Origin of the sequence: Citrobacter sp. CK189 (genome assembly GCF_030333505.1) — a bacterium.
Classification (GTDB): domain Bacteria; phylum Pseudomonadota; class Gammaproteobacteria; order Enterobacterales; family Enterobacteriaceae; genus Citrobacter_B; species Citrobacter_B koseri.
Map to the genome: position 1 here is coordinate 256,512 of NZ_JAOWFV010000039.1, position 20,160 is coordinate 276,671.

The 20,160-nt window shown below is 55.4% G+C and carries 18 protein-coding genes; 13 read left to right on the forward strand and 5 right to left on the reverse strand.

The features are described 5' to 3' along the window. From hybA to OGV83_RS16955, 9 genes are all read left to right on the forward strand, one after another. Complete coding sequence (hybA, locus tag OGV83_RS16915; protein ID WP_024130950.1) at positions 1-987, forward strand: hydrogenase 2 operon protein HybA; 987 nt, start codon at positions 1-3, stop codon at positions 985-987. Next, positions 977-2,155: a Ni/Fe-hydrogenase cytochrome b subunit gene (hybB, locus tag OGV83_RS16920; protein ID WP_012135128.1), complete on the forward strand. Its 1,179-nt coding sequence runs from the start codon at positions 977-979 to the stop codon at positions 2,153-2,155. Before hybA ends, hybB begins: the two co-directional genes overlap by 11 nt. Further along, the gene (gene hybC, locus OGV83_RS16925; protein ID WP_012135127.1) at positions 2,152-3,855 is read left to right on the forward strand and encodes a hydrogenase 2 large subunit; all 1,704 of its coding nucleotides are present in this window, start codon (positions 2,152-2,154) and stop codon (positions 3,853-3,855) included. The genes hybB and hybC overlap by 4 nt, the downstream gene beginning before the upstream one ends. Next, positions 3,855-4,349 (forward strand): HyaD/HybD family hydrogenase maturation endopeptidase, encoded by a 495-nt coding sequence (locus OGV83_RS16930; protein WP_047461208.1) that lies wholly within the window; start codon positions 3,855-3,857, stop codon positions 4,347-4,349. The genes hybC and OGV83_RS16930 overlap by 1 nt, the downstream gene beginning before the upstream one ends. Next, positions 4,342-4,833, forward strand: a complete 492-nt coding sequence (gene hybE, locus OGV83_RS16935) for a hydrogenase-2 assembly chaperone (RefSeq protein WP_012135125.1) — start codon at positions 4,342-4,344, stop codon at positions 4,831-4,833. Before OGV83_RS16930 ends, hybE begins: the two co-directional genes overlap by 8 nt. Continuing rightward, positions 4,826-5,167 carry a hydrogenase maturation nickel metallochaperone HypA gene (gene hypA, locus OGV83_RS16940; RefSeq protein ID WP_012135124.1) on the forward strand — a complete coding sequence of 114 codons (342 nt, stop codon included), beginning with the start codon at positions 4,826-4,828 and terminating at the stop codon, positions 5,165-5,167. Before hybE ends, hypA begins: the two co-directional genes overlap by 8 nt. Before the next feature lie 17 nt (positions 5,168-5,184). After that, positions 5,185-5,433: a hydrogenase maturation factor HybG gene (hybG, locus tag OGV83_RS16945; protein ID WP_012135123.1), complete on the forward strand. Its 249-nt coding sequence runs from the start codon at positions 5,185-5,187 to the stop codon at positions 5,431-5,433. A gap of 79 nt (positions 5,434-5,512) precedes the next feature. Further along, positions 5,513-6,565: an ABC transporter substrate-binding protein gene (locus tag OGV83_RS16950; RefSeq protein WP_049011490.1), complete on the forward strand. Its 1,053-nt coding sequence runs from the start codon at positions 5,513-5,515 to the stop codon at positions 6,563-6,565. Further along, positions 6,565-7,248: a molybdate ABC transporter substrate-binding protein gene (locus tag OGV83_RS16955; RefSeq protein ID WP_286464119.1), complete on the forward strand. Its 684-nt coding sequence runs from the start codon at positions 6,565-6,567 to the stop codon at positions 7,246-7,248. Before OGV83_RS16950 ends, OGV83_RS16955 begins: the two co-directional genes overlap by 1 nt. A 96-nt stretch (positions 7,249-7,344) precedes the next feature. Here OGV83_RS16955 and yghU read toward each other — a convergent pair whose 3' ends face one another. After that, a complete protein-coding gene (gene yghU / locus OGV83_RS16960) occupies positions 7,345-8,214 on the reverse strand; it encodes a glutathione-dependent disulfide-bond oxidoreductase (protein ID WP_012135120.1) in 870 nt (289 codons plus the stop codon). Positions 8,215-8,435: 221 nt separating this feature from the next. On the opposite strand from yghU, the gene OGV83_RS16965 reads away from it, so the two are divergent. The 3 genes from OGV83_RS16965 (at position 8,436) to OGV83_RS16975 (ending at position 13,983) form a co-directional block, all read left to right on the forward strand. Then, positions 8,436-10,724: an FdhF/YdeP family oxidoreductase gene (locus OGV83_RS16965; RefSeq protein ID WP_286464120.1), complete on the forward strand. Its 2,289-nt coding sequence runs from the start codon at positions 8,436-8,438 to the stop codon at positions 10,722-10,724. Positions 10,725-10,882: 158 nt separating this feature from the next. Continuing rightward, the gene (gss, locus tag OGV83_RS16970; RefSeq protein WP_012135118.1) at positions 10,883-12,745 is read left to right on the forward strand and encodes a bifunctional glutathionylspermidine amidase/synthase; all 1,863 of its coding nucleotides are present in this window, start codon (positions 10,883-10,885) and stop codon (positions 12,743-12,745) included. Between the two features lie 182 nt (positions 12,746-12,927). After that, complete coding sequence (locus tag OGV83_RS16975) at positions 12,928-13,983, forward strand: NAD(P)-dependent alcohol dehydrogenase (protein WP_012135116.1); 1,056 nt, start codon at positions 12,928-12,930, stop codon at positions 13,981-13,983. A 51-nt stretch (positions 13,984-14,034) separates the two neighbouring features. Here OGV83_RS16975 and OGV83_RS16980 read toward each other — a convergent pair whose 3' ends face one another. Both OGV83_RS16980 and OGV83_RS16985 read right to left on the reverse strand, forming a co-directional pair. After that, positions 14,035-15,012, reverse strand: a complete 978-nt coding sequence (locus tag OGV83_RS16980) for an AraC family transcriptional regulator (protein ID WP_225622014.1) — start codon at positions 15,010-15,012, stop codon at positions 14,035-14,037. 107 nt (positions 15,013-15,119) lie between these two features. Further along, positions 15,120-15,950 (reverse strand): alpha/beta fold hydrolase, encoded by an 831-nt coding sequence (locus OGV83_RS16985; protein ID WP_012135114.1) that lies wholly within the window; start codon positions 15,948-15,950, stop codon positions 15,120-15,122. 188 nt (positions 15,951-16,138) lie between these two features. Here OGV83_RS16985 and OGV83_RS16990 point away from each other — a divergent pair, with 188 nt between their 5' ends. Continuing rightward, on the forward strand, positions 16,139-16,564 hold the full coding sequence (locus OGV83_RS16990) for a MerR family transcriptional regulator (protein ID WP_047461225.1): 426 nt from the start codon (positions 16,139-16,141) through the stop codon (positions 16,562-16,564). A gap of 54 nt (positions 16,565-16,618) precedes the next feature. On the opposite strand, the gene OGV83_RS16995 is transcribed toward OGV83_RS16990, so the two are convergent. Next, positions 16,619-17,659 (reverse strand): fimbrial protein, encoded by a 1,041-nt coding sequence (locus OGV83_RS16995; RefSeq protein ID WP_242514177.1) that lies wholly within the window; start codon positions 17,657-17,659, stop codon positions 16,619-16,621. Continuing rightward, complete coding sequence (locus tag OGV83_RS17000; protein ID WP_286464129.1) at positions 17,650-20,151, reverse strand: fimbria/pilus outer membrane usher protein; 2,502 nt, start codon at positions 20,149-20,151, stop codon at positions 17,650-17,652. The genes OGV83_RS16995 and OGV83_RS17000 overlap by 10 nt, the downstream gene beginning before the upstream one ends. Positions 20,152-20,160: the final 9 nt, after the last annotated feature.

Here is a 20,160-nt window from a genome sequence, read left to right on the forward strand (position 1 = left end):
GTGAACAGACGTAACTTTATTAAAGCAGCCTCTGGCGGGGCATTGCTGCTGGGCGCGTCGCCGTCCATCAGCCATGCGGCTGCGGAAAACCGTCCGCCCATCCCGGGTTCCCTGGGGATGCTGTATGACTCGACGCTGTGCGTGGGCTGTCAGGCGTGTGTGACCAAATGCCAGGATATCAACTTCCCGGCGCGTAACCCGGAAGGAGCGCAAACCTGGTCGAATAACGACAAGCTGTCGCCTTACACCAATAACATCATTCAGGTGTGGCATAGCGGAAGTGGCGTCAATAAAGATCAGACAGAGAACGGCTACGCGTACATTAAGAAACAGTGTATGCATTGCGTTGACCCTAACTGCGTCTCCGTTTGCCCGGTATCCGCGCTGAAGAAAGACCCGAAAACCGGCATCGTTCATTACAACAAAGACGTCTGTACCGGCTGTCGCTACTGCATGGTCGCCTGCCCGTACAACGTGCCGAAATACGACTACAACAACCCGTTTGGCGCGCTGCACAAGTGTGAACTGTGCAACCAGAAGGGCGTTGAGCGTCTGGACAAAGGCGGTCTGCCGGGGTGCGTTGAGGTATGTCCGGCGGGCGCGGTGATTTTTGGTACGCGAGAAGAGCTAATGGCGGAGGCGCAAAAACGCCTGGCGCTGAAGCCTGGCAGCGAATACCACTATCCGCGCCAGACGTTGCAGACTGGCGATACGTATCTGCATACCGTACCGAAGTATTACCCGCATCTGTACGGTGAAAAAGAGGGCGGCGGCACGCAGGTGCTGGTGCTGACCGGCGTTCCTTACCAGAATCTGGATCTCCCTCAACTGGCCGATCTGTCAACTGGCGCGCGTTCTGAACACATTCAACACACCCTGTATAAAGGCATGATGCTGCCACTGGCTGTGCTGGCGGGCTTAACCGTGATGGTTCGTCGTAATACGAAAAACGAGCATCACGACGGAGGAGACGATCATGAGTCATGATCCTAAACCGCTGGGCGGGAAAATAATCAGTAAACCGATCATCATCTTCGGGCCGCTTGTCGTCCTGTGTATGCTTCTCATTGTGAAACGTCTGGTCTTCGGGCTGGGATCGGTCTCCGATCTGAACGGCGGCTTCCCCTGGGGCGTGTGGATCGCTTTTGACCTGCTGATCGGCACCGGCTTCGCGTGCGGCGGTTGGGCGCTGGCGTGGGCGGTGTATGTCTTCAACCGGGGGCAATACCATCCACTGGTGCGCCCGGCGCTGCTGGCAAGCCTGTTCGGTTACTCTTTGGGCGGGCTGTCGATCACCATTGACGTTGGTCGTTACTGGAACCTGCCGTATTTCTACATCCCAGGGCACTTCAATGTGAACTCGGTGCTGTTTGAAACGGCGGTCTGTATGACCATCTACATCGGCGTGATGGCGCTGGAGTTTGCCCCCGCGCTGTTTGAACGCCTGGGCTGGAAAGTCTCGCTTAAGCGTCTGAACAAAGTGATGTTCTTTGTTATCGCCCTCGGGGCGTTGCTGCCGACCATGCACCAGTCGTCAATGGGATCGTTGATGATTGCCGCCGGTATTAAAGTACATCCGCTGTGGCAGAGCTATGAAATGCTGCCGTTGTTCTCACTGTTCACCGCTTTCATCATGGGTTTCTCCATCGTTATTTTTGAAGGCTCTCTGGTGCAGAGCGGCTTAAAAGGCAACGGCCCGGATGAGAAAAGTTTGTTTATCAAGCTGACCGGTACTATCAGCGTTTTCATCGCGCTGTTCCTCGTGTGCCGTTTTGGTGAACTGATTTACCGCGACAAGCTCTCTTATGCGTTTGCCGGTGACTACTACTCCTTGCTGTTCTGGGTTGAAGTCCTGCTGATGGTCTTCCCGCTGGTGGTGCTCCGTCTGCCGAAACTGCGCGGCGACTCGCGGATGTTGTATCTGTCCGCCCTCAGTATGCTGCTGGGCTGCGCAACGTGGCGTATGTCCTACTCGCTGGTGGCGTTCAATCCCGGCGGTGGCTACCACTACTTCCCCACCTGGGAAGAACTGCTGATTTCTATTGGTTTTGTGGCTATTGAGATTTGTGCATACATCTTACTCATTCGTCTACTGCCGATACTTCCTCCATTAAAACAAAACGATCACAATCGTCATGAGGCGAGCAAAGCATGAGCCAGAGAATTACTATTGATCCGGTAACCCGTATTGAGGGTCATTTACGCATCGACTGCGAAATCGAAAACGGTGTGGTGTCAAAAGCATGGGCATCCGGCACCATGTGGCGCGGCATGGAAGAGATCGTGAAGAATCGCGATCCGCGCGATGCCTGGATGATTGTGCAGCGTATCTGTGGCGTATGCACCACGACCCACGCGATCTCTTCCGTTCGTGCGGCGGAGAGCGCGCTGAAGATTGACGTTCCGGTCAATGCGCAGTACATCCGTAACATCATTCTGGCGGCGCATACTACCCATGACCATATTGTGCACTTCTACCAGCTTTCTGCGCTGGACTGGGTGGATATCACCTCTGCGCTGAAAGCCGATCCGGCGAAAGCGTCGGCGCTGTTGAACGGCGTGTCGAGCTGGCACCTGAATAGCGCGGAAGAGTTCACGAAGGTGCAGAACAAGATCAAAGACCTCGTTGCCAGCGGCCAGTTAGGGATTTTCGCTAACGGCTACTGGGGACACCCGGCGATGAAACTGCCGCCGGAAGTGAACCTGATTGCGGTCGCGCACTATCTGCAAGCGCTGGAATGCCAGCGTGACGCCAACCGCGTGGTGGCGCTGCTGGGCGGTAAAACGCCGCACATCCAGAACCTGGCGGTGGGCGGGGTGGCGAACCCGATCAACCTCGACGGTCTCGGCGTGCTGAACCTTGAACGCCTGATGTACATCAAGTCCTTCATCGACAAGCTAAGCGACTTTGTTGAGCAGGTTTACAAGGTGGATACGGCGGTAATCGCGGCGTTCTATCCAGAATGGCTGGAGCGTGGAAAAGGCGCGGTTAACTACCTGAGCGCGCCGGAATTTCCGACCGACGGTAAAAACGGCAGCTTCCTGTTCCCTGGCGGCTATATCCAGAATGCGGATCTGTCGACGTATCGCCCGATCGCCTCGCATTCCGATGAATACCTGATTAAAGGGATTCAGGAGAGCGCGAAGCACGCCTGGTACAAAGACGAAGCGCCGCAGGAACCGTGGGAAGGGACTACCGTCCCGGAATACACCGGTTGGTCTGATGACGGTAAATACTCGTGGGTTAAGTCCCCGACCTTCTACGGCAAAACCGTTGAAGTGGGGCCGCTGGCCAATATGCTGGTTAAACTGGCGGCGGGACGCGAGTCCACGAAGGCCAAACTGAATGAAATCATCGCGATCTACCAGAAACTGACCGGTAAAACGCTGGAAGTGGCGCAACTGCACTCCACGCTGGGGCGTATCATTGGCCGCACCGTTCACTGCTGCGAATTGCAGGGTATTCTGCAAAACCAGTACAGCGCGCTGATCGCCAATATCGGGAAAGGCGACCACACCACGTTCGTTAAACCGGATATCCCGGCGACGGGTGAGTTTAAAGGGGTGGGCTTCCTTGAGGCGCCGCGCGGTATGCTTTCTCACTGGATGGTCATTAAAGACGGCATTATCAGCAACTACCAGGCGGTGGTTCCGTCCACCTGGAACTCCGGTCCGCGTAACTTTAACGATGAAGTGGGGCCGTACGAGCAGTCGCTGGTGGGGACGCCGATCGCCGATCCAGAAAAACCGCTGGAAGTGGTGCGTACCATTCACTCCTTCGACCCTTGCATGGCGTGCGCGGTGCACGTAGTGGACGCTGACGGGAACGAAGTCGTCTCAGTTAAGGTTCTGTAATGCGGATTTTAGTGTTAGGGGTCGGCAATATTTTGCTGACCGATGAAGCCATCGGGGTGCGTATCGTTGAAGCATTAGAACAGCGCTACATCCTGCCGGATTTCGTGGAGATCCTTGATGGCGGCACGGCGGGAATGGAGCTTCTCGGCGATATGGCGGACAGAGATCACCTGATCATCGCGGACGCCATTGTGTCGAGAAAGAACACGCCGGGAACCCTTATGATCCTGCGTGATGATGAGGTGCCTGCGCTGTTCACCAACAAAATCTCACCGCATCAGCTTGGCCTGGCCGACGTTCTGTCGGCCCTGCGCTTCACTGGCGAGTTTCCGAAAAAGCTGACGCTGGTCGGCGTGATCCCGGAATCGCTGGAGCCGCATATCGGCCTGACGCCAACGGTTGAAGCGATGATTGAACCTGCTCTGGCGCAGGTTCTTGCCGCGCTGCGCGAGTCAGGCGTTGAGGCTATTCCACGGGAGGCTGCGCATGTCTGAGGAGATTTCAGGGTTCCCGTCCTCCCCGAGAATGCAGGTTCAGGCGGCGTTTGAAGAGATTGCCCGACGCTCAATGCACGATCTCTCGTTTTTGCACCCGAATATGCCGGTGTATGTCTCTGACTTCACCCTGTTTGAAGGGCAGTGGACGGGCAGCGTGATCGCGCCGTGGATGCTGAGCGCGCTGATTTTCCCCGGCCCCGACCAGCTCTGGCCGGTACGCAAAGTCAGTGAAAAACTCGGATTACGTCTGCCGTATGGCGCGATGACCTTTACCGTTGGCGAACTGGACGGGGTTTCGCAATACCTCTCCTGCTCGCTGATGTCGCCGCTCAACCACGGTATGTCGGCACAAGAGGGGATGCGTCTGGCGGACGACTGCGCGCGGATGCTGCTGTCGCTGCCGGTCAGCGATCCCGATGCGCCGCAGCTGGCAGGGCGTCGTGCGCTGCTGTTTGGACGCCGGAGCGGCGAGCATGCATGAGCTGTCCCTGTGCCAGAGCGCGGTTGAGATTATCCAGCAGCAGGCGGAACAGCATGGCGTGACGCGAGTCACCGGCGTATGGCTGGAAATTGGCGCGCTCTCATGCGTAGAAGAGAGCGCCGTGCGCTTCAGCTTTGATATCGTTTGCCAGGGTACGCTCGCGCAGGGGTGTGCGTTGCACATCGACTATAAACCCGCTCAGGCGTGGTGCTGGGATTGCAGCCAGGCGGTTGAAATCACGCAGCATGACGCGCAGTGCCCACACTGTCAGGGCGATCGTCTGCGGGTGGATACCGGCGACTCGCTGAAAGTGAAAAGTATTGAAGTGGAATAACGTCCAGGTGGTTAACTATGTGTATTGGAGTCCCGGGGCAGGTTCTGTCCGTTGGTGAAGATATTCACCAGCTTGCGCAGGTTGAAGTGTGCGGCATCAAGCGTGATGTGAATATTGCCCTGATCTGTGAAGACAGCCCTGCAACGCTGGTGGGGCAGTGGGTGCTGGTGCATGTGGGATTTGCCATGAGCATCATTGATGAAGAGGAAGCCAAAGCCACATTAGACGCGCTACGCCGAATGGAGTATGACGTTACCAGCGCCTGATAATCCCTGAAGGCAATCTATCAAGCGGCCTTGCAATCGTTGTATACTAATGTATATATCGATTGTGAGGACATCTCCCATGTTTAAATCCTTACGCCAGCTCTCCCTGCTGGCGTTGCTTTTTTCCCTGCCGTTTATGGCTCAGGCCGAGCGTACGTTTACCGATCAGATTGGTCGCCAGGTTACCGTCCCGGATACGGTGGATCGCGTAGTGGTACTCCAGCATCAGACGCTGAATTTGCTGGTGCAGATGAACGCCACCGACAAAATTGTTGGCGTGATGGCGAATTGGAAACAACAGCTTGGCGACGGTTATGCCCGCCTGGCGCCGGAGCTGACAACGAAAGCCGCGTTGGGTGATTTAACCCACGTTGATGCGGAAAAACTGGTCGCGCTGCATCCGCAGGTGGTGTTTGTCACTAACTATGCGCCGCAGGAAATGATCGACAAAATCAGCAGCCTGGGCATTTCGGTGGTGGCGATTTCTCTGCGCCATGATGCGGCGGGCGAACAGGCAAAAATGAACCCGACAATGACGGATGAAGAACAGGCTTACGATCAAGGGCTGCGTGAAGGGATCACGCTGATCGGCGATATCGTCAATAAACCTGACGAAGCAAAAGCGCTGATTGCCGCAACGGATGAGGGGCGCAAGATGGTGAGCGATCGCCTGAAAAACATCCCGGAAGATCAACGCGTTCGCGCCTATATGGCGAACCCGGAACTGACCACCTACGGCTCCGGTAAATATACTGGCCTGATGATGGCGCACGCGGGGGCGTTGAACGTGGCGGCATCGACCATCAAAGGCTTTAAGCAGGTCGCAATGGAACAGGTTATCGCCTGGAATCCGCAGGTGATTTTTGTTCAGGATCGCTATCCGAAAGTGGTGGATGAGATCCTGCAAAGCCCGCAGTGGCAGGTGATTGATGCGGTGAAAAATCATCGCGTCTATCTGATGCCGGACTACGCGAAAGCCTGGGGCTATCCGATGCCGGAAGCGATGGGCATTGGCGAGCTGTGGATGGCGAAAAAACTCTATCCGCAGAAATTCCAGGATATTGATATGCGCAAGGTCGCCAATGACTGGTATCAGCGTTTTTATCGCACTGACTATCAGGGCGTTGACTGATGAAAATCCTTGCCGCAGGCAGCCTGCGTGCCGTCTGGCAACCGCTAATGGCCTGTTTTCAGGCAGAGACGATCCGCTGTGATTTCGGCCCGGCGGGATTGCTGCGTGAACGGATTGAAGCCGGTGAGCCGTGCGACTTTTTCGCCTCGGCTAATGTGGCGCATCCGCAGGCGCTGCTGGCGAGCGGGTGGGCGCTGTCGGTTTCGTCCTTTGCGCTGAATCGCCTCTGCCTGACCGTGCGTGCTGACGCTATGCGGGAGGGCGACGACTGGCGGTCGTTGCTGATGCGCGAGGATCTGCGAATTGGCACATCAACGCCGGGCTGCGATCCTTCCGGTGATTACACGCAACAGCTTTTTTCGCGAATGGGAGCCGTCGGCGAGGCGATCCGCTCGCGTGCTGTGGCGCTGGTCGGCGGCCGCGATTCTTTGCCGCTTCCCGCCGGAGCGCTGGCGGCGCAATGGTTAATCGACCACGATTACACGGATGTTTTTATTGGTTATGCCAGCTATGCCCCCAGACTGCGGCAAATCAGTACCCTGCGCGTGGTTGATATTCCTGAACCGTATAATCCGATCGCTGAGTACGCGTTTGCCTGTCTGACGGCGCGCGGAAAACCGCTTGCCGAATTTCTGCTTTCCACTCCGGCAGGACTGATTCTCATGCAACATGGGTTTAATTAAACGCCGACTATCACAAACCCGTGGGCCTGATAAACGAACGCCATCAGGCAATATAACGCCTGATGGCGACGTTAAAATCTCATCCGGCGTCACGGTTTAGCTCTGACGCTTATCTTCGGTTTGTGTGTCGAAGTCGCTGGCGTCGTGACGCTCATGAAGCTGCTCGTTGAGCGGCCCGTTGGTGCGGTTCACAATGCGCCCGCGTTTGACCGCCGGACGTTCCGCAATCTCTTTCGCCCAGCGCTGTACGTGCTTATAACTTCCCGCATCCAGAAATTCTGCGGCGTCATACACGTTGCCGAGCACGACACTGCCAAACCACGGCCAGACAGCCATATCGGCAATGGTGTACTCATCGCCCGCCACATACGGATGACGCGCCAGCTGCTTATCCAGCACGTCCAGCAGACGCTTGGCTTCCATCGTAAAACGGTTGATCGCGTACTCTATTTTCACCGGCGCGTAGTTGTAGAAGTGACCAAAGCCGCCGCCGAGGAACGGCGCCGCCCCCTGGAGCCAGAATAACCAGTTCAGGGTTTCGGTACGTTTAGCGAGATCCTGCGGCAGGAAATAACCAAATTTTTCCGCCAGGTAGAGCAGAATTGCGCCGGACTCAAAGACACGCAGCGGCGGGTTCTGCGAGTGGTCGCGCAGCGCCGGGATTTTTGAGTTTGGGTTCACATCGACAAAACCGCTGGAGAACTGATCGCCGTCGCCAATGCGAATCAGCCAGGCGTCATACTCTGCGCCCGTCACGCCCTGCGCCAGCAACTCCTCCAGCATGATGGTCACTTTCTGGCCGTTTGGCGTTCCCAGGGAGTAGAGCTGTAGCGGATGCTTGCCGACGGGCAACGTCTTGTCGTGAGTCGGGCCAGAAACGGGACGGTTGATATTGGCGAATGCGCCGCCGCCTGCGGATTTATCCCACGTCCATACTTTCGCGGGTTGATAAGTATTCTCTGACATGTTGACCTGCCTTCTGGGTTGGTGTGTTGAAGCAGTGTAGCAGTCGGAGGCCATGCGGTTTAACAGATTGGGACATTAAGCGCCGGTTTTTTCGCTGGAAGGGGAACACAATATAACTCGTTAATTGTAGCCCGCCTGTACTCCATCAAGAGGAAATCAATATCAGACGGAAATTGTTACCGTACTCGCCATTAAAAATTGGCAGTGAATAAGCAGTAACAATGAAAAATGGTGTTCCAGGAGTAAGCGGTTATCAGGGCCCGGCGGGCGGCTGGGGAGCTGTGAAAGCGGTCTCTGCGTCGGTGTTTTCCCAAAAGGCCGTCACGCGCGATATTATCGCGATGTTCAAAATGAATCAGGTCAAAGGCTTTGACTGCCCTGGCTGCGCATGGCCTGACCCTGGCCATCGGGCGCCGATGGAACTTTGTGAGAATGGCGTCAAAGCGGTCTCCTGGGAAACCACCAGCAAGAAAGCCTCACCGGCGTTTTTCCGTCGTCATCCGGTGTCCACTTTATGGCAGTACAGTGATTACGAGCTGGAAAATATTGGCCGCCTGACGCACCCGATGAAATATGATGCCGTAACCGATACCTGGCAAGCCGTGGAATGGGACATCGCGTTTCAGGAAATCGGCGAACGCCTGCGCAGCTACGATTCCCCGGAACAGGTAGAGTTTTATACCTCCGGCAGAACCTCGAATGAAGCGGCGTTCCTGTATCAGCTGTTTGCCCGCGAATACGGCAGCAACAACTTCCCGGACTGTTCCAATATGTGCCACGGCCCGACCAGCGCAGGGCTGACGCGCGCTATTGGTCTGGGGAAAGGCACCGTTGAACTGGCGGATTTTGACCACTGCGATCTGGTGATTTGCATCGGGCATAATCCGGGAACCAACCATCCTCGTATGCTGACCACGCTGCGCGATGTGGCAAAGCGCGGCGCCAAAATTATCGCTATCAATCCGCTGGCGGAGCGAGGACTTGAACGCTTTAGCTTCCCGCAAAGCCCTAAAGAGATGCTTACCGGCCAGGCGACCGAACTCAGCAGCAGCTACTACCAGGTGAAAATGGGCGGCGATGCGTCGCTGCTCAAAGGCATGATGAAGGCGCTGATTGAAATGGATGAGGCGCGGGTGCTGCTAAACCAGCAGCCTTGCCTCGATCATGAGTTTATTGCTGCGCATACCGCCGGTTATCAGGCGCTGTATGATGACCTGCGCCAGTGCCACTGGGCGGAACTGGAAGCGGATTCAGGTCTGACGCGCAGCCAGATGGAAGATTTAGCGCACAGCTACAATAAATCGCGCGCCACCATCATTTGCTACGGCCTGGGGATCACCCAGCATAAAAACGGCACCGGGAATGTGCAGCAACTGGTTAACCTGCTGTTGCTGAAAGGCAATATCGGAAAGCCGGGCGCGGGTATCTGCCCGTTGCGTGGGCATTCCAATGTGCAGGGCGACCGTTCGGTAGGGATTAACGAAGCGGCGTCAGACGCCTTCCTGCAACGCCTTGAAGCGCGTTTTGCCATTACCGTTCCTCGTCAACACGGCCGCGCCAGCGTGGAGAGCATTCGGGCGATAGAGCGGGGCGAGGCTAAGGCGTTAATCTGCATGGGCGGCAATCTGGCCGTGGCGATGCCGCAGCCGCAGCGGACGTTTGCGGCGATGCAAAAGCTGGATATGCAGGTGCATGTGGCAACCAAACTGAACCGCTCGCACCTGCTGCTGGCGAAGCATAACTATCTGCTGCCCGCGTTGGGCAGAACGGAGCGCGACCTTCAGGCGACGGGGATTCAGTCCGTCACCGTCGAGGATTCGATGTCGATGGTGCACGCCTCCTGCGGCTCTCTGAAACCGGCTTCGCCGTGGCTGAAATCGGAACCTGCGATTGTGGCGGGAATGGCACGCGCCACGCTTACGCGTTCGCCGGTGAACTGGGAAGAGATGGTGGGAAACTATGCTCTGATCCGCGACGCTATTGAAGCCGTTATTCCGGCGTTTCATGACTACAATGCCCGCATTGCCGCGCCGGGCGGATTTCGCATGGACACGCCTGCCTCGCGCCGTGAGTGGCATACCGGGAATGGCAAAGCCAACTTTGTCGTTAGCCAGCAGCGCGCCGTTGAGCATCAGCAGCAACCCGCTGATGCGCTGGTGCTGGCAACGCTGCGCAGCCACGATCAGTACAACACCACCATTTATGGCCTGAATGACCGTTATCGCGGTATTACCGGCCGCCGTGACGTCGTGTTTTTAAATGCGGCGGAAGCCAGGGCGCGCGGGCTGGCGCAGGGCGATGTGGTGACCATTCAGGCGCTGGACGATCATGGACGCCCTTGTGAGGATCGCGCGATGCGCGGGCTGACGGTCGTGATCTACAACATGGCGGCAGGATCGATTGGCGCCTATCTGCCGGAAGCGAATGTGCTGTTGTCTCTGGATGCGGTTGATAGCGAAAGCCTGACGCCAGCCTATAAGAGCGTGCCGGTGGTTATCAATAAAACATAACATCGTTCCCGCTATGAATTTTTTGTCTCTGTGCGCCGTCTGGCCGGGTAGAGGTGTATGATGAATCGACCTCTGTCCGGTTAGTGTTATTGAGCAGGCAAGCAGAGCGAAAAATTCACGCCATACTGCTCAGGCTGTATTGTTTTGAGGTAAGGTGCATGAGCAAAGGAACGACCCGTCAGGATGCCCCATTCGGGACATTATTGGGCTACGCCCCCGGTGGCGTAGCAATCTACTCTTCAGATTACAGCTCCCTCGACCCACGGGAATACAGCGATGATGCCGCGTTTCGCAGCTACATCGGCAACGAGTATATGGGCCATAAATGGCAGTGCGTTGAGTTCGCCCGCCGCTTTCTCTTTCTCAATTATGGGGTTGTGTTCACGGATGTCGGCATGGCGTGGGAGATCTTCTCGCTGCGTTTCCTGCGCGAAGTGGTGAACGACAACATCCTGCCGTTACAGGCGTTCCCCAATGGTTCGCCCCGCGCGCCGGTCGCTGGCGCGCTGCTTATCTGGCAAAACGGCGGCGAGTTTAAAGATACCGGCCATGTGGCGATCATTACCCAGTTGCTGGACAACAAGATCCGTATCGCCGAACAGAATGTGATCCACACGCCGCTGCCCCCAGGGCAACAGTGGACCCGCGAGCTGGATATGGTGGTGGAAAACGGCTGCTATACCCTGCGCGATACCTTTGACGACACCACGATCCTCGGCTGGATGATTCAGACCGAGGACACGCAGTACAGCCTGCCTCAACCAGACATCGCCAATGATTCACTGAAGATTCGCGGCGCGCGGCTGGAAGAGAAAGGGCAGTTTGACGGCAAATGGCTGGATGAGCGGGACCCGCTGCAAAAAGCCTATGTGCTGGCGAACGGGCATGTGATTAATCAGGACCCGCATCAGTATTTCACCATTACGGAAAGCGCCGAGCAGGAGCTGATTAAAGCCACCAACGAGCTGCATCTGATGTACCTGCATGCCACCGACAAGGTGCTGAAAGACGATAACCTGCTGGCGCTGTTCGACATTCCGAAAATCCTCTGGCCGCGTTTGCGCCTCTCCTGGCAGCGTCGTCGCCACCATATGATCACCGGTCGTATGGATTTCTGTATGGATGAACGCGGCCTGAAGGTGTACGAGTACAACGCCGATTCCGCATCATGCCATACCGAAGCGGGGCTGATCCTCGAACGCTGGGCCGAAAAGGGCTACACCGGGAAGGGGCATAATCCGGCGGAAGGGTTGATCAACGAACTGGCGGGCGCATGGAAACACAGCCTAGCGCGTCCTTTCGTCCACATCATGCAGGATAAGGATATTGAGGAGAACTATCACGCCCAGTTTATGCAGCAGGCGCTGCGCCAGGCCGGGTTTGAAAGCAAAATTCTCCGGGGACTGGATGCGCTGCGTTGGGATGATGCCGGTCAGCTGATTGACGGCGATGGCCGCCTGGTGAACTGCGTCTGGAAAACCTGGGCGTGGGAAACCGCAATTGAACAGGTGCGTGAAGTCAGCGAGACGGAATACGCCGCCGTGCCGATTCGTACCGGCCATCCTGAAAATGAAGTGCGGTTGATTGATGTGCTATTGCGACCGGAAGTGCTGGTGTTTGAACCGCTGTGGACGGTGATCCCCGGCAATAAGGCTATTTTGCCTATCCTGTGGTCGCTCTTCCCGCATCACCGCTATTTGCTGGATACCGATTTCACGGTTAATGACGAACTGGCGCGCACCGGTTATGCGGTGAAACCGATCGCCGGGCGCTGCGGCAGCAATATCGATCTGGTGAGCCATCAGGAAGAGTTACTCGATAAAACCAGTGGGAAATTTGCCGCGCAGAAAAACATTTACCAGCAGTTGTGGTGCCTGCCAAACGTGGCCGGGAAGTATATTCAGGTCTGCACTTTCACCGTTGGCGGCAACTATGGCGGTACGTGTCTGCGTGGCGATGATTCGCTGGTTATCAAAAAAGAGAGCGATATCGAGCCGTTAATTGTGGAGAAAGGGGAATAGCCTCTTCTGAAAAAGAGCCTTGGGCGTGATGCGCCAGCGTCCGCCCTGGCCATTCAATGCCAGGGGATGCGTGACAGACGTTCTGTCGGGAGTATCAGGCAATCATCCGGCAGGATTAGGCTCACTCTGCCATTCATCAAGCCGCTACAGTTTCAGGTGGAAAACAAACAACTGGAGCTGCTATGAAAACCATCGGTTATGCTGCATTAAACGCGACTACGCCACTGGCCCCTTTTACGTTTGAACGACGCGCATTGCGTGCCAATGATGTGGCGATCGAAATCCTGTGGTCAGGCGTCTGCCACAGCGATCTGCATCAAACCCGTGACGACTGGAAAGAGTGGGGCGCGACGATTTACCCCTGTATTCCCGGACACGAAATCATTGGCCGGGTGATTGATGTCGGCAGTAAAGTGACGCGTTATCAGGTCGGGCAACAGGTGGCGGTCGGAACCCTTGTCGATAGCTGTCAGGAGTGCGATCAGTGCCGCAGGCACGAAGAGCAAATGTGCCGTGAGTTTCCGACGGTGACCTATAACGGGCGTGACCGCATCTCAGGAGACGTCACTTACGGCGGTTACTCGAAACATATCGTGGTTCGCGAGGAGTTTGTCCTGAATCTGCCGGAAGGCCTTGATCCGGCCAGAGCGGCGCCGTTGCTCTGCGCGGGCATCACCGTTTACTCGCCGCTGCGGACCTGGAACGTTGGCCCCGGCTCGCGCGTTGGGGTGATTGGCATCGGTGGCCTGGGGCACCTTGCGGTTCGTCTGGCGGCCGCTTTGGGCGCAGAGGTGACGGTTATCACCCGCAGTGAGTCAAAAGCGAAAGAGGCGCATGAGCTGGGCGCCGAACACGTTCTGCTCTCGACTTCCGCAGAGGCGATGAATAACGCGGCGTCCTCTTTTGATGTAATTATTGACACAATCCCGACGCGCCATGATGTTTCGCCCTACGTTCAGCTACTTGATGTGGAAGGGGCGCTGGTTATTGTTGGTAATCTGGGGAATATGGAAGGGTTCAGCACCTTGCCGCTGATTCTGGGGCGTCGTCGCATCACGGGTTCACCGTCTGGCGGGATTGCACAAACGCAGGAGATGCTGGATTTCTGCGCCCGTAAAGGTGTGTACCCGGAGTGTGAGATCATCGATATCCAGCAGATTAACCAGGCTTTTGAGCGTATGGAGCGGGGTGATGTGAAATACCGCTTTGTGATTGATATGGCTTCACTGTCGAACTGACGGTAAGCAACGCATATCGGATCGACTGTTTTGCGGTCCGATATGCGTGTATCAGCGCGGTATCCCGGTCAACGTTCCCGCTTCCCGGACGCGTTCTGCGCCTTTCAGCGACTGCACTTTATCGCCGATTGGCGTGATGCCGAACAGGCGTTTGTACTCCCTGTGAAACTGACTGACGCTTTCATAACCCACTCTGATGGCCGCTGTCGAGGCATCCACATTATCTGACAACAACAGGCGTCTGGCTTCATGGAGCCGTAATTGCTTCTGATACTGCAACGGGCTCATGTTGGTCATGCGACGAAAGTGGTGATGCAGCGTCGAAACGCCCATTCCTGCAATCCCGGCCAGATCCTCCATTTTTAATGGTTGGGAATAGTGCGTGCGTAACCAGTTGATTGCGGAAGATATCCTCTGGCTGCTCGATCCCGTTAGTACGGTTTCCCGCAGCGTCATACCTGCCGGGCTGGTTAAAATGCGATACAGAATTTCCCGCTGAATCAGGTTGCCGATATACCCCTTATCCTGCGGGCGTTCTGCGAGCGTGATGTAGCGCAGTATGGCGTCAAATAAAAAGCGGTCGGCATGGCTGAGCGAGAGTCCTTCGCCTGCGAATCCCACGTCATTGCCGTGCTGTTCCATATCAACCAATACTTCGCGCGCAACAGATAAATCCAGTTCCAGCAACAGCGATATAAAAGGACGCTCGGCGCTGGCCTGCATCACTTCGGCGACGGTCGGCAGATTGACCGCCGTCAGAAGAAAACGGGATTCGTTGTACACATAGGCCGTATCGCCTAACGTGACGCGCTTTTCTCCCTGGAGGATCAGCGACACGCTGGGCTGGTAAATATAAGAAAGCGGCGGCATTGGGCCGTGGAGTTCAGCAACGCTCAGACCGGGGAACGGGCAGACGACCCGTTCCTGATGTTCGGTATATGTTCTGACTTTTGCGGTAATTTCGTGGCGCAGCGATGCGGTGTCCTGCCGCAGGCGATCATCCTGTGAGTTCGGGCGGTGATCCAGCATGGTCAGACTCCTCAACATAGGTTCGTATGTTTTAAACTGGAATGCAGCCGCCCGCGACTCCTTTTTTTGCTAATTGACTTGCCAGCCCATCCGTCGTGGTTGGTATATCAGCTATTCACAAAGGCCAGCAGATCGGCGTTAACCCGATCTGCATGCGTGGTGGGGATGCCGTGTGGGGCTCCCTTGTACGTATTCAGCGTACCGTTTTTGAGCAGCCCGGCTGAAAGTACGCCGGAATCATGGTAGGGAACGACCTGATCGTCATCGCCGTGGATAACCAGAACCGGGATAGTGATGCGCTTGAGATCTTCCGTGAAATCCGTCTGCGAGAACGCGACGATACCGTCGTAGTGCGCTTTGGCTCCCCCCATCATTCCCTGACGCCACCAGTTCCAGATGACCGCCTCAGACGGACTGGAACCCGGACGGTTGTAGCCATAGAAAGGACCCGCAGGGATATCGTAATAGAACTGCGCCCGACTGGCGGCCAGCTGTGCCTGGAAGTCGTCAAACACCGACCGGGGCGTACCCTGCGGATTGCTGTCGGTTTTTACCATCAATGGCGGAACTGCGCTGATCAGCACGGCTCTGGAGACGTTATCCTCGCCGTGACGCACGATATAGCGCACGACCTCGCCACCGCCGGTTGAATGCCCGACGTGCATTGCGCCCTGGACGCCTAAATGCTTAACGACTGCGGCAACGTCATCGGCATAATGATCCATGTCATGACCGTCCCACACCTGGCTGGAACGTCCATGACCACGCCTGTCGTGCGCGACGACCCTGAACCCCTTGTCCACGAAAAACAGCATCTGAGCATCCCAGTCGTCGCTGGAGAGCGGCCAGCCGTGGTGGAAGAAGATCACTTTTCCCTCTTTCGGTCCCCAGTCCTTATAGAAAATGTCAACGCCATCGCTGGTTGTTACGTAACCCATATCGTTTCTCCGGTTCAGTAAGTTGTTAAAGGGAGAGACTTGTCTTGCGCGTAGCGCCAGGACGTCGGCTCCCGGAAAAAGGAGAAACGTCAGGGTCTGCGCGCTCGTCCGGCAACGATCTTCTGTTGACCGTTTAGAGAGTATAAGTTTAAAGTTAACTTTAAGGTCAAGAGAGGTCTGTAAACGGTATGAAGATTGGTGAACTGGCAAAAGTAACGGGGCTTACGCCCTCCCGTATTCGGTTTTACGAAGCAGAAGGGCTGATCAGTCCTCCTCAGCGTCAGAGCAACGGGTATCGTAATTATTCGGCGGAGGTGGCGAATCTGCTGAAGATTATTGATAACGCTCAGCGTGCCGGTTTTTCACTTGGGCAGATCCGCTGCTTTTTACCGCAGGAGCAGAAAAAGTGGGATCACGAGGGGCTGATACAATCCCTGGAGAAGCGTATCGCGGAGATTGAACTCATGCAGAAGCAGCTTGAAGAGAGCAAGAGCGAGTTGCTGAGTCTGATCGCCAGTATTGCAAACCGGCCTGACGGTATTTCCTGTGAGGACAACATGCAGCGGCTGATAGGGCAATTGCGTAATCCGGCGACCGCCACGGAAAACCGGTAAAATAAATGGCGAGGGGACGTGGTTCAGCTTCGGTCTTGCCGCCCCCTCACTGTCTTATTGGTATGTCATGGTAAATGACAAAACGCCATTCGCTGCACCGGTCGTGATGGTGTCTCCGGTCTGGTAATAACGCGCTTTCAGCGGCACCGTGAATCCGCCGCCGGAGGATGAAGTGCCAACGGCGACATCTGAACCCAGCGCCATCGGCTGATTGTTATAAAGTAATTGGATTCCCACGCCCGTGGCGGCATTATTTCCGCCAATGGTTTTCAGCACGCCTTTGCTCGCATCAAAAATATCGCCTTCCATCTTAACGCTGACCTTTGTTCCGGCATTACAAACCATCGGCAGATCGAAAGACTTTGTGTGTGCGTCTCCCGGCGTGGTGCCTTTGCCATTAAAGGCTTGTTTATCCACGTCCTGCATATTCACGGGGATAAACGTCGTTTGTAGATTACAGGCTGGCGTGGTAACCGTGAACGCGTTGATATTGACGGAAGATTCAGGTGAATGCCACAGCAGCGCGTTATTTAACATAACCAGCGATCCCACGGTTCTTGCCGTTATTGTTCCAGACCCGGTTTCGGCTGCCGTCTTATAAAACGTCACGATAACCACGCCATCCAAATTGCTGTTCACCATCCCCGCCGTATTTTCACAGAGCTTAGCGGTATTTATGTCTCCCCGTATGGTATTGCTTCCCGTAACGGTCACGATGCCTGCGGCACATTTTGTCGTTGCGGCGGACAGGGAATACCCCACGCCGCTAATGTTCGTTTTATATATCTGACGCCCGTTGAGTGACGAATCGAATGTGCCAATGGCTCTGATACCAAAAATCTGCCTGGATATAACGCCCTCAGCGGAGTCCCAACAGTTAAAGGCATTAATTGTCGGTGTAATAACCTGTGTTCCTATTATTGAGCCCACAGGGAGATCCCGCGAGATAGTTACATTCTGCGGTGAGATCGTTGTTGTTGACGTAACCGTAGTGCAGTTCCACGCCAGGGCGGTGTGTGAAAATAATCCCAGCGAGGTAAAAATTAAGCTGATTAAAATTCGATACATTTTTCTTTCTCTCCAGATCAGTGGCATTGCGCGATGACTGTTTGCGGTTTGTCAGCGATCTGCGTTATCTGATACGTTGCCTGACAACTTCCCTCGGCCCAGTTAACGATCACGCTTCCTTTTTCCGGTACGCCGTTGAGCCAGACGCGTTTGCGATCGTCAACCATTCCTTCTGGAATGTTGTCGTGATTTTTAATACGGGTCGTCGCGCCAAACGGAATCTCTTTTCCGGTGAACTGAAGCATGACCTTATAACCGGTGACGGTAGGGTAATCAGCCAGCGCCAGCGCGCCTTTGGTCGGTACAACGGTGTAGGTGTCATTCAGCACATCGGTATGCGGGTTCAGCGATGCGGTATCCAATGACAGACTGTTCTGCCGATATGGCGTGACATACGGCACCACGGCAAAACCTCTGCTGTCGGTGTAAATCCCGCTGTTATTCGCCACTTTCACATCCGCCGCGTTGTCCGCTTTCACCAGTGCCATAGTTTCGCCAAGAGGCTGCGTGGCCGAGACGCCGTAAGGGTGAACCACAATGCCGCCCATCGCCCCAACCGACATCTGGCGGTTATCGCGAGAGTAGTTGTAACCAAGCTGATACTCGCCATGACGGCCTTTGTAATTGACGGAAGCGCTTCCCATCGCATCCGAGCCTTTGCTGTTGTAGCCCTGCTGCACATTCCAGCTCAGGTTTTTATCTTCCAGCTCTGAACCGGATAACCCCACCTGCGAAGTCGTATCGCCTTTTTTGTTGCTGTTCCCGGATACCGTCATCCAGCTGTCTGGCAGGAAACGTGAGAGCGGAATCTGCATCGTCAGAGAGACGATATGATCGTTTTCATTGTGCCAGGGGCCGCGTGAATAGCTGTAGTTCAGGCCGTAGTTGATATTGTTTATGCTGGTGTTGTAACCCACGTTAACGCTGCGCTCGGTGTCGCCGCCCCAGTAATCCTGTTGCCAGGCGGAGAGGTTTATATTTCCCCAGTCGCCAAGTCGCTGGTTCAGCGTCACCTGCGCCTTGCTGCGTTTGTTCCGTTCATAGCGCCAGCTGTTGCCTTCACGTATTGTGTCGCTCCCCATTCGAAAGGTATTCACGTCCCCATTCGCTTCCTGGAAATCACGAAAACCTGATGAGGAATAGCGATAGCCCATCAAACTGAATGAGGTGCCCGTCGAAGCAAAGTCTTTGGCGTATTGCGCGCGTAACGACACGCCTTCTTCTGTCTTGCCGGGCAGTTGCGTACGGGCGAAAGTGGCGTCAAAAGAGAGTGAGCCGAATTCACCGAACCCCTTTCCGATCCCCAGTGCTCCGGCCCAGTAATCTGCGGATACCAGCGTGCCGCCATATATCGTGCTATCCCAGGGTAAACCGTAGCTCAGCGTGCCCTGTAGAAATTCCGGCTCTTTATCTTTGCTGTTTGCCGCGCGATATTTCCCTGCTGCCAGCGCATATTTGAACTGACCTTCGCGTTGCATCACCGGCACCGCGGAAAATGGCTGAATAAACTGATGCACCGATCCATCCGCCTCACGTACCGCCACTTCCAGATCGCCGCTGGCGGTGGTCGGGTACAGATCGTCAATCGCGAACGGGCCTGGCGGCACATAAGATTGCCAGATAACGTTGCCACCCTGACGAATGGTGACCTGCGCGTTGGTTTGTGCAATACCGCGTACCACGGGAGCAAAACCACGGACGCTTTCCGGCATCATGCTGTCATCTGAATAAAGCTGCGCGCCGCGAAAATTCACGCTGTCGAACACACCGGCCTGCGTATAACCATCGCCTATGCTGAACTGACTTTTCAGAGCCTTAATGTCACGCTCCAGCGACGTGCCAAGGGTGTTCCAGTGACCAGCGCCATCGTTGTTGTTATAAGTGGCGTAATGACGCAATCGCCAGGGCCCAACGTTAATACCGCTACGCAGGTTCAAATAGCTGTCGTTACTCGACTTGTCGCTGCCATGCGTGTTAGCGCCTGAGAAGTTGTAGTTCAGGAACAGCATATTCAGTCCATCATCCCACCGCTCAGGCGATACCGACCCCCGGGGATCGCGCTGTAGATACTCCTGCGGTACGGAGAGATCCAGGCGCATCCCGTCAAACTGGAAAATAAGCTGGCTGCCGGGAAGCAGTTTGCTGAGGTGTTCAACGTTCGCGGTATCTGCCATGTGCATCCATTCAGGTTGTGCATTGCGCTTAACGCCCCATTGCACCAGATCTGCACGAGTCAACACCGGTATTAACCCACTCTTACTGTCAATAAATGAAATATCCTGTGATGCCAGATAATTTCCATTTACATAGACATCAACGTGATAGACGCCAGGCACCTGCCCGTCAGCTTCATTAAAACGAGAAATATCAATATCACGCGGGATATTTCCACGGGTTTCAATAAAATCTGGAGAGAAATAATCGCCAGCCAGTACAGCAGGAGTATGCGTACACAGATAAATAAGTGTGGATAACCGAGTTAATTTAGCAAAACCCGAAACTGCATTGACATGAAACATGGCTTTGTA

Coding starts and splice junctions, on each gene's coding strand:
- hybB (WP_012135128.1), top strand. CDS start 977: ATGAGTCATGATCCTAAACCGCTGGGCGGGAAAATAATCAGTAAACCG.
- yghU (WP_012135120.1), bottom strand. CDS start 8,214: ATGTCAGAGAATACTTATCAACCCGCGAAAGTATGGACGTGGGATAAA.
- hypA (WP_012135124.1), top strand. CDS start 4,826: ATGCATGAGCTGTCCCTGTGCCAGAGCGCGGTTGAGATTATCCAGCAG.
- OGV83_RS16985 (WP_012135114.1), bottom strand. CDS start 15,950: ATGGGTTACGTAACAACCAGCGATGGCGTTGACATTTTCTATAAGGAC.
- hybC (WP_012135127.1), top strand. CDS start 2,152: ATGAGCCAGAGAATTACTATTGATCCGGTAACCCGTATTGAGGGTCAT.
- gss (WP_012135118.1), top strand. CDS start 10,883: ATGAGCAAAGGAACGACCCGTCAGGATGCCCCATTCGGGACATTATTG.
- OGV83_RS16955 (WP_286464119.1), top strand. CDS start 6,565: ATGAAAATCCTTGCCGCAGGCAGCCTGCGTGCCGTCTGGCAACCGCTA.
- OGV83_RS16990 (WP_047461225.1), top strand. CDS start 16,139: ATGAAGATTGGTGAACTGGCAAAAGTAACGGGGCTTACGCCCTCCCGT.
- OGV83_RS16980 (WP_225622014.1), bottom strand. CDS start 15,012: ATGCTGGATCACCGCCCGAACTCACAGGATGATCGCCTGCGGCAGGAC.
- OGV83_RS17000 (WP_286464129.1), bottom strand. CDS start 20,151: ATGTTTCATGTCAATGCAGTTTCGGGTTTTGCTAAATTAACTCGGTTA.
- OGV83_RS16975 (WP_012135116.1), top strand. CDS start 12,928: ATGAAAACCATCGGTTATGCTGCATTAAACGCGACTACGCCACTGGCC.
- OGV83_RS16930 (WP_047461208.1), top strand. CDS start 3,855: ATGCGGATTTTAGTGTTAGGGGTCGGCAATATTTTGCTGACCGATGAA.
- OGV83_RS16995 (WP_242514177.1), bottom strand. CDS start 17,659: ATGCCACTGATCTGGAGAGAAAGAAAAATGTATCGAATTTTAATCAGC.
- OGV83_RS16950 (WP_049011490.1), top strand. CDS start 5,513: ATGTTTAAATCCTTACGCCAGCTCTCCCTGCTGGCGTTGCTTTTTTCC.
- OGV83_RS16965 (WP_286464120.1), top strand. CDS start 8,436: ATGAAAAATGGTGTTCCAGGAGTAAGCGGTTATCAGGGCCCGGCGGGC.
- hybG (WP_012135123.1), top strand. CDS start 5,185: ATGTGTATTGGAGTCCCGGGGCAGGTTCTGTCCGTTGGTGAAGATATT.
- hybE (WP_012135125.1), top strand. CDS start 4,342: ATGTCTGAGGAGATTTCAGGGTTCCCGTCCTCCCCGAGAATGCAGGTT.